The sequence below is a fragment of the Luteibacter sp. HAY1-4A genome, from assembly GCF_056755355.1.
Window position 1 is genome coordinate 1 of sequence record NZ_JBNDHZ010000019.1, and the last position, 13271, is coordinate 13271.

16 protein-coding genes and 1 tRNA gene are annotated in these 13271 nt (G+C 67.9%); 11 read left to right on the forward strand and 6 right to left on the reverse strand.

What is annotated here, in order from left to right:
- Positions 1-79: 79 nt before the first annotated feature.
- Genes ACPYOD_RS08245 through ACPYOD_RS08255 form a run of 3 tightly spaced genes read left to right on the forward strand, consistent with a single transcriptional unit; the run spans position 80 to position 2497 of the window.
- Entirely contained in the window at positions 80-367 is a 288-nt protein-coding gene (locus tag ACPYOD_RS08245) for a PepSY domain-containing protein (protein ID WP_481301256.1), read from the forward strand.
- Complete coding sequence (locus ACPYOD_RS08250) at positions 367-1059, forward strand: response regulator transcription factor (RefSeq protein ID WP_072321955.1); 693 nt, start codon at positions 367-369, stop codon at positions 1057-1059. The genes ACPYOD_RS08245 and ACPYOD_RS08250 overlap by 1 nt, the downstream gene beginning before the upstream one ends.
- 52 nt (positions 1060-1111) lie before the next feature.
- Positions 1112-2497: an ATP-binding protein gene (locus ACPYOD_RS08255; RefSeq protein ID WP_481301257.1), complete on the forward strand. Its 1386-nt coding sequence runs from the start codon at positions 1112-1114 to the stop codon at positions 2495-2497.
- Positions 2498-2602: 105 nt separating this feature from the next.
- Here ACPYOD_RS08255 and ACPYOD_RS08260 read toward each other — a convergent pair whose 3' ends face one another.
- Positions 2603-3367, reverse strand: coding sequence for a M90 family metallopeptidase (locus ACPYOD_RS08260; protein WP_481301258.1), 765 nt, complete (start codon positions 3365-3367; stop codon positions 2603-2605).
- A gap of 19 nt (positions 3368-3386) precedes the next feature.
- On the reverse strand, positions 3387-3719 hold the full coding sequence (locus ACPYOD_RS08265; RefSeq protein ID WP_481301259.1) for a hypothetical protein: 333 nt from the start codon (positions 3717-3719) through the stop codon (positions 3387-3389).
- Positions 3720-3919: 200 nt separating this feature from the next.
- Between ACPYOD_RS08265 and ACPYOD_RS08270 the strand changes: the two genes are divergently transcribed.
- The 4 genes from ACPYOD_RS08270 (at position 3920) to ACPYOD_RS08285 (ending at position 6624) form a co-directional block, all read left to right on the forward strand.
- Positions 3920-4900, forward strand: a complete 981-nt coding sequence (locus ACPYOD_RS08270) for a biotin--[acetyl-CoA-carboxylase] ligase (protein WP_481301260.1) — start codon at positions 3920-3922, stop codon at positions 4898-4900.
- Positions 4897-5655, forward strand: coding sequence for a type III pantothenate kinase (locus ACPYOD_RS08275; protein WP_481301261.1), 759 nt, complete (start codon positions 4897-4899; stop codon positions 5653-5655). Before ACPYOD_RS08270 ends, ACPYOD_RS08275 begins: the two co-directional genes overlap by 4 nt.
- Before the next feature lie 66 nt (positions 5656-5721).
- Positions 5722-6531: an SPOR domain-containing protein gene (locus tag ACPYOD_RS08280; RefSeq protein WP_481301262.1), complete on the forward strand. Its 810-nt coding sequence runs from the start codon at positions 5722-5724 to the stop codon at positions 6529-6531.
- 17 nt (positions 6532-6548) lie between these two features.
- Positions 6549-6624: transfer RNA gene (locus tag ACPYOD_RS08285), tRNA-Thr, on the forward strand.
- Between the two features lie 72 nt (positions 6625-6696).
- Here the strand turns inward: ACPYOD_RS08285 and ACPYOD_RS08290 are convergent.
- Positions 6697-7593 (reverse strand): LysR family transcriptional regulator, encoded by an 897-nt coding sequence (locus ACPYOD_RS08290; protein ID WP_481301263.1) that lies wholly within the window; start codon positions 7591-7593, stop codon positions 6697-6699.
- A gap of 98 nt (positions 7594-7691) precedes the next feature.
- On the opposite strand from ACPYOD_RS08290, the gene ACPYOD_RS08295 reads away from it, so the two are divergent.
- The 4 genes from ACPYOD_RS08295 to ACPYOD_RS08310 all read left to right on the forward strand — a co-directional run bounded on the left by ACPYOD_RS08295 (position 7692) and on the right by ACPYOD_RS08310 (position 10662).
- Positions 7692-7904, forward strand: coding sequence for a hypothetical protein (locus ACPYOD_RS08295; protein WP_481301264.1), 213 nt, complete (start codon positions 7692-7694; stop codon positions 7902-7904).
- A 10-nt stretch (positions 7905-7914) separates the two neighbouring features.
- On the forward strand, positions 7915-8835 hold the full coding sequence (gene rocF, locus ACPYOD_RS08300) for an arginase (RefSeq protein ID WP_481301265.1): 921 nt from the start codon (positions 7915-7917) through the stop codon (positions 8833-8835).
- An 89-nt stretch (positions 8836-8924) separates the two neighbouring features.
- Positions 8925-10334, forward strand: a complete 1410-nt coding sequence (locus tag ACPYOD_RS08305; protein WP_481301266.1) for a tryptophan--tRNA ligase — start codon at positions 8925-8927, stop codon at positions 10332-10334.
- Between the two features lies 1 nt (position 10335).
- Positions 10336-10662, forward strand: a complete 327-nt coding sequence (locus ACPYOD_RS08310) for a hypothetical protein (RefSeq protein ID WP_481301267.1) — start codon at positions 10336-10338, stop codon at positions 10660-10662.
- 111 nt (positions 10663-10773) lie between these two features.
- On the opposite strand, the gene ACPYOD_RS08315 is transcribed toward ACPYOD_RS08310, so the two are convergent.
- From ACPYOD_RS08315 to ACPYOD_RS08325, 3 genes are all read right to left on the reverse strand, one after another.
- A complete protein-coding gene (locus tag ACPYOD_RS08315) occupies positions 10774-11154 on the reverse strand; it encodes a VOC family protein (RefSeq protein WP_481301268.1) in 381 nt (126 codons plus the stop codon).
- Positions 11155-11318: 164 nt separating this feature from the next.
- Entirely contained in the window at positions 11319-11783 is a 465-nt protein-coding gene (locus ACPYOD_RS08320; RefSeq protein WP_166699503.1) for a YehS family protein, read from the reverse strand.
- 101 nt (positions 11784-11884) lie between these two features.
- Positions 11885-13267, reverse strand: a complete 1383-nt coding sequence (locus ACPYOD_RS08325; protein WP_481301269.1) for a dihydrolipoamide acetyltransferase family protein — start codon at positions 13265-13267, stop codon at positions 11885-11887.
- Between the last annotated feature and the right edge of the window lie 4 nt (positions 13268-13271).

The window sequence follows — 13271 nt, forward strand, 5'->3', positions numbered from 1 at the left end:
AGTCAGATGTGTATAAGAGACAGGGGCGGGGCTGGGCATGATCGGCCGAATGGCTTGCCCCGGCTTTCCCGCGCCCCACATGAAAATCACGTTTCGTCCGCTATTTTTCGCCGCGCTCTGCCTTGCCTTGCCTGCGGTGGCGTCGGCCTACCAGTCGATGTCGCTTGAGCAGGCGGTAAGCAAGGTGCAGAAGGACACCGGGGGAAAAGTGCTGTCGGCGGATACACGGCTCGTCGAGCGCGGCCGCATCACCGAATACCGGGTCAAGGTGCTCACCCTCGACGGCCACGTCAAGGTGGTGCCCGTCCGTACCGAAACCGCCAAGCCCCTGGACGCCAGTGCCGGGGACAACAAGGAGAAACATTGATGCGAATCCTGCTCGTAGAGGACGAGGCCCCGCTGCGCGAGACCCTCGCCGCGCGCCTGAAGCGCGACGGTTTCGCCGTCGATGCCGCCCAGGATGGCGAGGAAGGCCTGTACCTGGGACGCGAGGTGCCGTTCGATCTCGCGATCATCGACCTGGGCCTGCCCAAGCTCTCGGGCATGGACCTGGTGAAGGCCCTGCGCGAGCACGGCCAGCGCTATCCCATCCTGATCCTCACCGCCCGCGGCAGCTGGCAGGACAAGGTCGAAGGCCTGAAGTACGGTGCCGACGACTACCTGGTGAAGCCCTTCCACGTGGAAGAACTGCTGGCGCGCATCAACGCGCTGGTGCGCCGCGCCAGCGGCTGGTCGAAGCCGGTGCTCGCCTGCGGTCCCATCAAGCTGGACACCACGGCGCAGACGGTCACCGTCGAGGGCCGCCAGGTCGACCTCACCAGCTACGAGTACAAGGTGCTGGAATACCTGATGCTGCACGCCGGCGAGCTGGTTTCGAAGGCGGACCTCACGGAGCACATCTACCAGCAGGACTTCGACCGCGATTCGAACGTGCTGGAGGTCTTCATCGGACGCCTGCGCCGCAAGCTCGATCCGGAAAGCGCCTTGAAGCCCATCGAAACCGTGCGCGGCCGCGGCTATCGTTTCGCCATCCCGCGCAACGAAGCGGACGAAGACTGATTCCCCGGGCGGCGCGGCCGTCGGGCCCGCCGCCCCGAGGTAACCTCGAAGCATGGACACCGCTTCATCGATTCGACGCCGGCCCCTCTCGCTGGCCGCGCGCGCGGCACTGGCGACGGGTTTCGCGCTGGCCGCCTTCCTCGGCCTGACCGGTCTCGCCCAGAACAAGGCGAACTATGCGTCCGAGCTGTCGGCGATGCACGACCGGCTGCACAACTACGCCATCGCGTACATCACCGGTACCGACATCACGCGTGCCGGCAAGGTCACCACACCGGACAGCCAGCCGAATCCCGATTTTTCCCGCCCCGGCTCGGGCCTGTACGCCATCATCGTCGGCAACGACGGGTTCCGCTGGGAGTCGTCGTCGGCGCTGGGCCGCGACTTCGATTTCGTGCGCATGCTGTCGCCGGGCGAGACCGCCTTCGAGCCGGTGGAAACACGCAGCGGCAAGCTGTACGTCTTCAGCTATGGCGTGTCGCTCGACAGCACGGAAAAGCGCAGCGTGCCGTTGACCTTCGCGGTGGCGCAGACCGAGGACCAGTTCGAACGGCAGGTGGCCACCTACCGGCGTACGCAGTTCCTGTGGCTGGCGATGCTCGGCATGATGCTCATGCTGCTGCAGCTGTTCCTGCTGCGCTGGAGCCTGCTGCCGCTGCGCCGCGTATCCAGCGACCTCGCGCACATCGAGCGCGGTACGCGCGACCACCTCGACGGGCCGTATCCAGTCGAACTGACCGTGCTGACGCGGCGGCTCAATGCCTTCATCGACAGCGAGCGCGAACAGCGCACGCGTTACCGCGACACGCTGGCGGACCTGGCGCACAGCCTGAAGACGCCGCTCGCCGTGGTCCGTTCGCAGCTGGAATCGGGCGGCGACGCCGAAAAGTTGCGCGGCGACATCCTCGACCAGGTGCGCCGCATGGACGAGATCGTGGCCTACCAGCTGTCGCGCGCCGCGACATCCGGACGCCGCACCATCGCGTCGGTCGAGCCCATCGCGGGACATGCGGAAGATCTCGTGCAGAGCCTCGAGAAGGTCTACGCCGCGAAGAACGTGTTGTGCGAGTTCGAGATCGAGGAAGGCGTGACGTTCCCGGGCGAGCAGGGCGACCTGCTCGAGCTCATGGGCAATCTCCTGGAAAACGCCTTCAAGTGGGCGTCGCATCGCGTGCTGCTGTCGGCGCGGTCGCTCGGGAAGATGCGCGGTCGCAGCGGTCTGGAACTGGTGGTGGAAGACGACGGCCCCGGCATTCCCGACGACAAGATCGAAAAGATCCTCCAGCGTGGCGTGCGCGGCGACGAGCGCGTGCAAGGGCACGGCATCGGCCTCTCCATCGTGCAGGACATCATCAAGGCCTACCAGGGCGAACTGCACGTGGACCGCTCCGAGGAACTGGGTGGCGCGCGCTTCAGCGTGAAGCTGCCGCCGCCCTAGGAGTTTTTTGTGGGAGCCGGCTGTGCCGGCGATCCCGCGGCAGCGGGCAACCTTCTCGCGAGCACCCATCGCCGCTGAAGCGGCTCCCACAAGAGCAGTGCACCTCTATGGTGCCGGCGACGGACCGTAGAACGCTTCCAACAACTTTGCCACCTCCGGTTCCGCCTCGCGCAACAGTGCCGGCTGCGAGAAATGCAGTTCGCTCGTCACCGCGAAATATTCCTCCGGCGCTTCGGCGGCATACGGATCGATGGCCGTGCGCCGGCCGCGGTCGACCGTCTTGGACAGCGTGTCGAACCCACGCTGCATCGTTTCGATCCACTGCCTGCGATTCATCGATGACGGAAGCGGAGGCACGCCGTTCGCCGGAGCGGCGAGCATGTCGAGCTTGTGCGCCATCTCGTGCACGACCACATTGAATCCGTCCCACGGCGCTTCGAGATCGAGTGCCACATCGGCAAGTGACAGGACCATGGGGCCGCGGTCCCATGCCTCGCCGATCAGCGTGTCGTCACTGTCGGTGACGACACCGGTCGGTGCGTCGTGGTGGCTGCGGCGCACGTTGAACTCGCCGGGATACACGAGCACGTTCGTCCATCCCTTGAACGCCTTCGGCCCCTGCGGCAAGGCTGGAAGGCTTGCCTGCATCGCGATGGCAAGGCGCCAGAAATCGTCCAGCTCGGCGCCGCCCAGTGCCTGGAACCGTTTCGTGTGCAGGAAGGCGGCAGCCAGCTGACGCAGGTAATGCGCACGCGGCGCGTCGAGCGCCCGAGCCAGCGGCACGCGGGCCATCGCCTGGCGCCACAGCGTGTCGTCGATGGGTGGGACGGGAGCGCGAAAGCGCGCGATCAGCGACTGGAAGACGCCCACGAAGTACGGCCGGGAACGCTCAGAGCATCGAGCCGGGAAGCAGCGACTGCCAGTTCGGCACGCCCGGACGCAGCGGCAAGGAATCGCCGTGCGTGCCGTCGTCGACATCGACGGGCGACGTTACCGGCGGAGGGGTGGTGCCGCGACGCGAACTTGCGGGACGCGGGGATGCCGCGTCGCCGCCACTGGTTTCGCGACCGCTCTGCGACGCGCGCGAGCTGCCTTCGAACGACGACGAACCGGCCGCGCTGGGAGCGAGCAGGCCAGTGGACGGGTCGATGTCGGAAGCGGCGGCGGTGCCGGCGGCACCGACGAGGCACAGACATCCGAAGATGTACGGTCTGGCGTTCATCGGTAAACCCTGGGCCCCTTCGGGACGTAAAGGGGGACGGCCGATCCTCGCAGAATTTTCACGGGCGTGCCAGTGCTGGACGTTGCCGGGGATGCCGGTGCTGCGGGAACGGGCGAAAACCGTGCCGCTGCCCTAGAATCCACGGATGTCCCGGCTCTTCCCCACCTCGACAACGGCCGCCTGACGGCCGGACGGTAGCCATGCTCGCACGCGATCTCCTCGAAGCCCTTGCCGGCGGCGATGCCGTGTCCGGCGCGGCCCTGGCCCGCCAGGCCGGGGTCACGCGCGCGGCCGTCTGGAAGCAGATCGAGGCGCTGCGCCTCAAGGGCGTGCCGGTGGAAGCCCGGGTCGGCGGCGGCTATCGCCTGCCGTGGCGCACCGAACTGCTCGACGCCCAGGCCATCCGCGCGGGACTTGCCCCGGGCACCGCGGCCCGTGTCGGCATGCTCGAGGTGCATTGGGACATCGATTCCACGTCGAGCGAGCTCGCGCGGCGCATTCCCGTGCTCGACGATCTGTCGTTCGTGCTGGCCGAGGCACAATCCGCCGGCCGGGGTCGTCGTGGCCGCACCTGGCTCTCGCCGCCGGGCATGAACCTGTATCTCTCGGTGCTGAAGCGCTTCGACGGTGGTTTCGCGTCGCTCTCGGGCCTGTCGCTGGCGGTGGGCGTGATGCTGCTGCGCGGGCTGGCTGAACTGGGCATCCGCACGCCGGGCCTGAAATGGCCGAACGATGTGCTGGCAGGCAATGCGAAGCTCGCCGGCGTGCTCGTCGAGTTGTCGGGCGAATACTCAGGACCCTGCGCGGCCGTGATCGGCGTGGGACTCAATATCCGCCTGCCGGACAGCCTGCACGAGAGGGCGGGCCAGCCGATCACGGACCTTGCCTCGCTGATGGGCGGCGATCCGCCGGGCCGCAACCGCATCGCGACCGCGGTCGTGACGGAACTCGCCGAAGGGCTGGTCGCCTTCGAGCGCCACGGCTTCGCGGCTTTCGCCGAGGACTATGCGGCGAACGACCTGCTTCGTGGCGAACCGTTGCGCATCATCGATCCGCGCGGCGAGTACGATGCCACGGGTGAAGGCGTGGACGAACGCGGCGCGCTGCGCGTACGGCGAGCGAACGGCGAACGCGCCACCGTCGACAGCGCGGAAGTGTCGGTTCGCAAGGCGGCGCCATGATCCTGCTCCTCGACCTCGGCAACACCCGGCTCAAGTTCGCGCTGCTCGACGGCGACGACTTCGTTCACCGTGGCGCCTTCGCGTGGGATGCCGACATCGCGCATGAACTCGCCGCGCTCTGGAGCGGCTGGCCCATGCCGCAGCGCGTCGTCGGGGCGTCCGTCGTGGACGCCGCCCGCGAGACGGCGGTGGCCGTCGCCGTGGGCAGCGCGTTCGACCTGGAAACGACCTGGGTGCGCACGCCGGCCCGGGCCTGCGGTGTCACCAACGCCTATGCCGAACCCCATCGCCTCGGCGTGGACCGCTTCCTTGCCATGGTGGACACCTTCGCCTCCGGCCGCGCGCCTTCCGTGCTGGCCAGCGTGGGCACCGCGCTCACGCTCGATGCGCTGGATGCCGAGGGCCGCCACCTGGGCGGCTGGATCGCACCGGGTCCGCTGTTGATGCAGCAGTCGGTGCTCGGGGCCACGGCGCAGGTCCGCCCGGAACATCCGGGCTCGGTGCGCGACCTTGCCGACAATACCGCCGACGGGTTGGCGTCGGGTTGCTGGCAGGCGTGCGCCGCGCTCGTGGATCGTTTCGTCGATCGGGTGGCGCCGCAACTCGGTGGCGCACCGTCGGTCACGCTGGGGGGGGGGGATGCCGACGTGCTCGCGCCCTTGCTCGTGCGCACGGTAGAGCTCGTTCCCGATGCCGTGCTGCGCGGGTTGGCGGTGTGGGCCAGGACGCATGCTCCGGCGAGAAATATCGCCTAGAATCCGGACGCTGCCGGTTCTTACAGGGGAACGCGAGCAGGCCCCATCGGATGACCCAAGGCCATCATGCTTCTGCGTTTGCTCTTCGTTCTATTGATCGCCCTGAACATCGCCGTGGCCGCGTGGCTGCTGTTGGGCGATTCGGGCACGCACGCAATGGATCCGAACGACGGCGGCGTGCCGAAGCTGAAGCTCTTGACCGAAGTGCCGGAATCGCCGGCCGCCGCTTCCTCGACAGCACCCGCAGCGACGCCGTCGTCGACTTCGTTGGCGCCGCTTCCGCCTCCCCCCGTCGCGTCCACGCCAGCCGCACCCGTCACGGCAGCGCCCCTGCCGAAGCCCACCACGCCGCAGCAGAAGGCTTCGGCCGAGGTGTCGCCGGTTGCAGCCGCCACCGTCCCGACGAGCCCGCGTCGCAGCTACCGCTGCCTCGCGCTGGGGCCTTTCCCGAACCAGGTGGACTTGCGCGCTGCACGTACCGCGATCGCCTCGCGCACCGTGCGCAGCAGGCAGCGCCAGGAGCAGACCAGCGAGTCGCACGGATGGCGCGTCTTCCTGCCGGCGCAGGCCACGCGCGAGTTGGCGCTGGCCCAGGCCCGGCGGCTGGAAGCGAAGGGCATCAAGGATTATTTCGTCGTCACCGCCGCGGGCGAATTGCAGAACTCGGTAGCGCTGGGGTTGTTCCACGACCCCGCCAACGCCCGCAAGCGCCGAGACGAAGTGATCGCCGCGGGGTTCCCGGCCCGCATGAGCGAGCGCACGGAAACCACGCCCGTGTGGTGGCTCGACGTGGTGGTCCCCGACGAGGCGGCCACCGACATCCGCCGGGGCATCCGCACCCCCGGCATCGCGGCGCGAAGCACGGGCTGCTTCTGATAAACTCCCCAACCTTCGCCGGCATAGCTCAGTTGGTAGAGCAACCGCCTTGTAAGCGGTAGGTCCCCAGTTCGAATCCGGGTGCCGGCACCATTGGACTATCCAGTACGGCGCGAATGCGTCGATCAGGACAAGCAGTGAACCTGTGGCGGGGCGGGAATCTGGTTACCCCACCCAATCGACGAGCCGCTCGCGCAGGAAGTCGCGCAGCTGCTGCACCGCGAGCGTCAACTGTGTGCGGTGTGCTGTAACGAGGTTCAACGGCGAGCGTTCGCCCATGCCGGGAAAGAGGTCGACGAGGCGTCCTTCTTTCAGGTCGGCGGCCACGTCGGCATGCGATTTGTACACGACGCCACGACCCGCGAGCCCCCAACGGCGCGTGACCTCCCCGTCGTCGCTGATGCGATTGCCAATGACCCTCACTGTGCTGAGGCCATCCGGAAGCTCGAAATTCCAGCGGTCGTGCACCTGCTCGCCCCAGACGAAACAGAGGCAGTTGTGATCGCGGAGCTGGTCGGGGTGCGTGGGCCTTCCATGCCGGGCGAGGTAATCGGGGGAGGCACAAAGCACCCGGCGGTTATCGGGAAGCAGTGGCTGGGCCACCAGGCCGGAGTCGTCGAGCGTGCCGTAACGCACGGCGGCGTCGATGGGGTGGCGGTGCAGATCGGTGGTGCGATCGCTGATCCGCAGTTGCAGGGACACGCCTGGGTGCGCCTCCTGGAAGTCGTCGAGCCATGGCAGGAGGACGTTCCGGCCGAGGTCGGACGGCACCGCCAGGCGTAGCGGTCCGCTTATTTCGCCGCGGCTTTCCGCCAGCGCCCTCGCGCCGCCTGCGAGCGAATCCAGCATCGCGCGCGCGTGCGGCAGGTAGCGCTCGCCGTCGTCGGACAAGCGCATGCTTCGCGTGGACCGGATGAAGAGCCGGACACCCAGTTCCTTTTCGAGCCGCTGCACCGCGCTGCTGACCATGGCGGGCGTCACGCTGGAAAGGCGTGCCGCGGCCGAGAAACTGCCTGCGTCCACGGCCTGCACGAAGGCCTGCACGTCGTCCAGTCGGATCATGGTCGGGGTCTATGGAAAGGTTGACCTATGGTGCCAACTCGCCGCCCCTCTGTCGCGCTGCAACGTGGCCGTATCGGGAGGCGGTGTAAACTTCGCCGATGAGTCGCATCCGTGCATCGTTCCTGTTCGCCGTCGTGCTCTGGTCCTGTATGGCCGGGGCGCAGGACGTCTCCCGGGACGCGATGGCCCAGCGCATGGCGTCGCATCGGGCCCAGTCGCTCGGCTACACGAACGTGAAGCTCCTCGAGGGCAGTGCGGATGCCTGGCGCGCCGAAGGCCGCCCGCTCGTGCAAGAACATCCTTCTCCCTGAGTATCCCGTCATGAGTCCAACCACCCGCTCGGTCGCCCTCGTCGGCGTCCCCACCGACATCGGTGCCGGTCACCGTGGCAGTTCGATGGGCCCGGAGGCCCTGCGTGTCGCCCGCCTCGCGGAGCGCCTGGCGAAGCGAGGCATGCACGTCGTGGATCGCGGCAACCTGTCCGGTCCGCTCAACCCGTGGCAGCCGCCGACGGACGGCTATAGGCACCTCGAGGCGGTCGTGGCATGGAACACGGCCGTGCACGACGCGATCCATGCCGCGTTGGGCGAGGGCCACCTGCCGGTGATGCTGGGCGGCGATCACTGCCTCGCCATCGGCTCGATCTCCGCCGTGGCCCGGCATTGCCGGGAGACGGGCAAGAAGCTCCGCGTGCTCTGGCTCGACGCCCATGCGGACTTCAACACCAGCCAGATCACGCCGTCGGGGAATATCCATGGCATGCCGGTGGCCTGCCTCTGCGGCTACGGCCCCGATGCGCTCACACACATCGGCGGTACGGTGCCGGCCACGACGCCCGACGTGTTCCGCCAGATCGGCATCCGCTCGGTGGACGAGGGCGAAAAGCGCTTCGTGCACGAGGTGGGCCTCGACATCTACGACATGCGCTACATCGACGAGATCGGCATCAAGGCCGCGATGGAAGAAGCGCTGGCCGGGGTCGACGAAGACACGCACTTGCACGTCAGCTTCGACGTCGATTTCCTCGATCCGTCGATTGCCCCGGGCGTGGGTACCACTGTGCGTGGCGGCCCCAACTACCGCGAAGCGCAGTTGTGCATGGAGATGATCGCGGACACCGGCCGCGTCGGCTCGCTCGACATCGTCGAACTGAACCCCGCGTTCGACAAACGCAACCAGACCGCGAAGCTGGCGGTGGACCTGGTGGAGTCCCTGTTCGGCAAGTCCACCCTGATGCGCTGACGCGGCATCCTGCCACACGGCAGGGTCGCCGCCCGGCCGCCGCGCGGGCTACACTCGGTCGGTTTCCGTCCGTCAGGCCCATGCTTCCCATGCACACCCGCGTCCTTACCGGCATCACCACCACCGGCACGCCGCACCTCGGCAACTACGTCGGCGCCATCCGGCCGGCCATCCAGGCCAGCCGGGATCCGAACGTCGACGCGTTCTACTTCATGGCCGACTACCACGCCCTGATCAAGAGCGACGACGCCGACCGCGTGGAGGCCTCGCGTCTCATGATCACGGCCAGCTGGCTGGCCGCGGGCCTGGATCCGGAACGGACCACCTTCTATCGCCAGTCCGACGTGCCGGAAGTGCCGGAACTGATGTGGCTGCTCACCTGCGTCACGTCGAAGGGGCTCCTCAATCGCGCCCATGCCTATAAGGCGGCGGTGGACCGCAACGTCGAGAACCAGGAAGACGCCGACGCGGGCATCACGGCCGGTCTCTACATGTATCCCGTGCTGATGGCCGCCGACATCCTCGCCTTCAACGCGAACAAGGTGCCGGTGGGACGCGACCAGATCCAGCACATCGAGATGGCGCGCGACATCGCGCAGCGCTTCAACCACACGTACGGCCATGAGTTCTTCGTGATGCCCGAAGCGCTGATCGAGGAACAGGTGGCCACGCTGCCGGGCCTCGACGGACGCAAGATGTCGAAGAGTTACGACAACACCATTCCGCTGTTCGAAGGCGGCCCGAAGGCGCTGCGCGATGCGATCATGAAGATCGTCACCGACTCGCGCGCACCGGGCGAGCCGAAGGACACCGAGGATTCCGCGCTGTTCACCATCTACAAGGCGTTTGCCTCGCCGGCGGAAACCGCGGCATTCGCCGAGGCGCTGCGCGGCGGCATGGCCTGGGGCGAAGCCAAGCAGGTGCTGTTCGATCGCGTCGATGCCGAAGTGGCCCCGATGCGCGAACGTTACGACGCGCTGATGGCGAGCCCGGGGCAGATGGAGGACATCCTCCTCGCCGGTGCCGCGAAGGCGCGTGCCATCGCCGGCCCGCTCGTGGAGGCGCTTCGCGAGGCAGTAGGCCTGCGCAGCGCACGCCACAAGCTGGCCACGCACCAGGCGCCCGCCGCGACGCCGGCGGCATCGAAAGCCAAGCCGCCGCGCTTCGCCAGCTTCCGCGACAGCGACGGCAGCTTCCGCTTCCGCCTCTTCGGCACGGATGGCGAGGAACTGCTGCTCTCGGTGCCGTTCGCGGATCCGAAGGCCGCGGGCACCTTGCGCCAGGCCTTGTCCAGCCTGGGCGGCGCCCAGGCGGTGGTGGAGCCGCAGGGCGACCAGCTCGCGCTTCTGATCGACGGCAAGGCCGTCGCTCACGGCGTGTCGCATGCCGACGAGGGAGCCCGTGCGGCATCCCTGGTACGCCTGCGCGAAGCCCTCGACGCCCTGGCGGCCGCCACGGCCGAGGAAGCCGCCACGAAAACAGCGAGCCGGAAGGCCTGACATGCGCTATCTCTCGATCCTGCTGCTGGCCCCGTGGTTGATCGTGCTCGGGTGGGCCTACTGGGCGTACCCGAAGTCGCTCATCCGGAATGCGTCGCGCCGTGGATTCGATCTGCTGGCGCTGCTCGCCGCCACGGTCGCGGCGTTCCAGGCGGCGTTGATGTCCTATGACGCCGTGGAACTCCCCGCCGCGGACCAGTTTGGCCCGAAGAGCGGCGCCATCTGGCAACAGGTAGTGCCTGCGCTTTATGGCTACGGGGCATTCGTGGCGGTGCTCATCGTGGCGCTCGTCATCCGCCAGCTGGTCTGGAAAAAGCGCGCGCCGTAAAAGCAGGCGCATCGTTGTGGGAGCCGCTTCAGCGGCGATCCCGCGGCAGCGGGCAAGCCTGTCCGCGAGTACCCATCGCCGCTGAAGCGGCTCCCACACGAAACCTCGGACTCAGTCCCAGGTATTCAGGTGCGGGCCGAACTGCTCGGCCTGCTTGCGTACGATGCAGAAGCGGTGGCCGGTCGGAGCTTCCATGACCCACCACCGTTTCACGAAGCCGATGCGCTTCGCGCCCAACTTTTCGAGCCGGTCGGCTTCGGCGTCCTGGTCGTCGGCCTCGATGTCGAGGTGCACGCGGCTTGGGTGGTCGACGCGTTGCAGCAGGATCTGGAGTTCGTCCGGTGCGGTTTCCAGCGTCGCGTACTTGCCGTCGCCTTCTTCGTCCGTGCTCTTGATGGGTTTGCCGAGGGCCTTGCTCCAGAATTCGGCGGCGGTGGCGAGATCGGCGTCCTGGCAATCGAGAACGAGTGCGCACAGTCTGCTGTGGTGCATGAGGCAACCTCCGAAGGGCAGGAGGCCGCATCGTAGCCCTGCGGGCGCGGGATTTGCGTGAGCGTTGCGTGCACCCGTCATTCCTGCGAAGGCTGGAATCCAGAGCCTTCCGGCTCGGTCGTGCGCAGAGTCGCTGGATCCCTGCCTGCGCTGGGACGACAGGCTTATGCGCCGCGCAGCCGCTGCGTGAGACCCTTCAGGAAGTTGCGCAGGAACTGGTCGCCGCACAGGCGGAAGTTGCTGTGCTTCGGCTGGCGGAAGAGGGCGTTGATCTCGCCGCGCGACACGCGGAAGCCGGCCTCGGTCATGATCGCCAGGATGTCGTCTTCCTTCAGTTCGAAGGCCACGCGCAGCTTCTTCAGCACCACGTTGTTGTTCACCCGCGTTTCGACGGGGCGGGGCGGCTGGCTTTCGTCGCGGCCGCGACGGTGCACGATGAGGCCGTCGAGGAAGTGCGCCATGGCGGCGTCGGGCATCTCGGCGAAACCGGGTTCGTCTTCCTTGCGAAGCCACGGCTCCACCTGTTCGCGCGTGGCGGGAAAACCGGCGAGCTTCATGATCTCGACGACGTGGACGTCGCCGAGGTCGAGCATGTAGCGGATGCTGCGGAGGGTGTCGTTGTTGAGCATCGGTGTAGGGTACCACCGGGGCGAGCACCCATCGCCGCTGAAGCGGCTCCCACACAAGGCACGGTTGCCCTGTGTGGGAGCCGATTTATCGGCGATGCCTTTTAGTTAGGCAAACCCAGGTCGTCGATCATCGCCTTCAGGAAGCGCGCGGCTTCCCCGCCCGTGGCGGCGCGGTGGTCGAAGGTGAGCGACAGCGGCATGCGGCGATGCACTTCGATGCCGCCCATCACCGCCACCACGTCGTGGCTGAGCTTGCCGGCGCCGACGATGGCCACGGTCGGCGGCACGACCACCGGGGTGGCGTAACGGCCGGCGAACATGCCGAAATTCGACAGGCTGATGGTGTAGCCCGCGAGTTCCGAGGCCGGGATGGTGCGGTCTTCCACCGAGCTGCGCAGGCGCTTGATCGCGGCCCGGATGCCGGCGCCGTCGAGCACGTCGGCGTTGCGCAGGGCCGGCACGAACAGGCCGTCGTCCGTGTCCACGGCGATGCCGATGTCCACGTGCGGATGCAGCGTGCGGCTGAGGTTCTTGCCGTCGAACCAGGCGTTGAGCGCCGGAACCGCCTTGCAGGCCACGACGACCGCGCGGATCAGGCGTGCCGTGATGTCCTGCTTGCCGATCCAGGCGTGCAGGTCGGCGTCGTCGACGATCGTGGTCGGCACGACGTTGGCGTGTGCCTCGGCCATGACGCGGGCCATGTTGCGACGCACGCCCTTCAGCTGTTCCGGCTGGCCCATCGCGTCCTTGCCCGGGGGCGCGGTGCGGACGGCCTTGCCGGCCTGCGAAACGGCCGTGCGCTGCGGTGCCGGGCCCGGTTCGGGCAGGGTGGGCGCGAGGTGCTGGGCAGAGGCCGGACGGGCCGGTGCGGCACCGAGCGCGGCACTGCCGTTGGCGGCGGCGTTCTTCACGTCGGTCATGGTGATCACGCCGCCAGCGCCCGTGGGCTGCACGCGAGTGAGATCGACCTTGAGCTTCTTCGCCAGCGCACGCACGGCCGGTACGGCCTTCACGCCACCGGCGCTGCTCACCTGCTCGGTGTGCACGGCATTGCCGCTGATCATGGCGCCGACCACGGTGCCTTCGTCTTCACGGTCGCCGCCGTTGCCGGACTCGATCTCGCCGCCGTCGTCGGAGGCGATGACCTTGCTGGCATCGTCCGGCGCCTGGCTGCCCACGCCCTTCTTCGGGCCGTGGTGATGGCCGGTGGATTCGGCTTCGGCGCGCTGGCGCGCGTTCGGGTCGATCTCGAAGTCGGCCAGCGCGGCACCCGTTTCGATGATGTCGCCAGCGGCGCCGTGCAGCTTCTTCACGGTGCCGGAGTAGGGCGAGGGCACGTCGACGACGGCCTTCGCGGTTTCCATCGACACCAGCGGGGCGTCGAGCTTGATGGTGTCGCCTTCCTTGACGTGCCACTCGACGACGGTCGCGTCGGGAAGGCCCTCGCCGAGGTCCGGCAGGTAAAAGGTCTTGATGTCGGCCATGTCT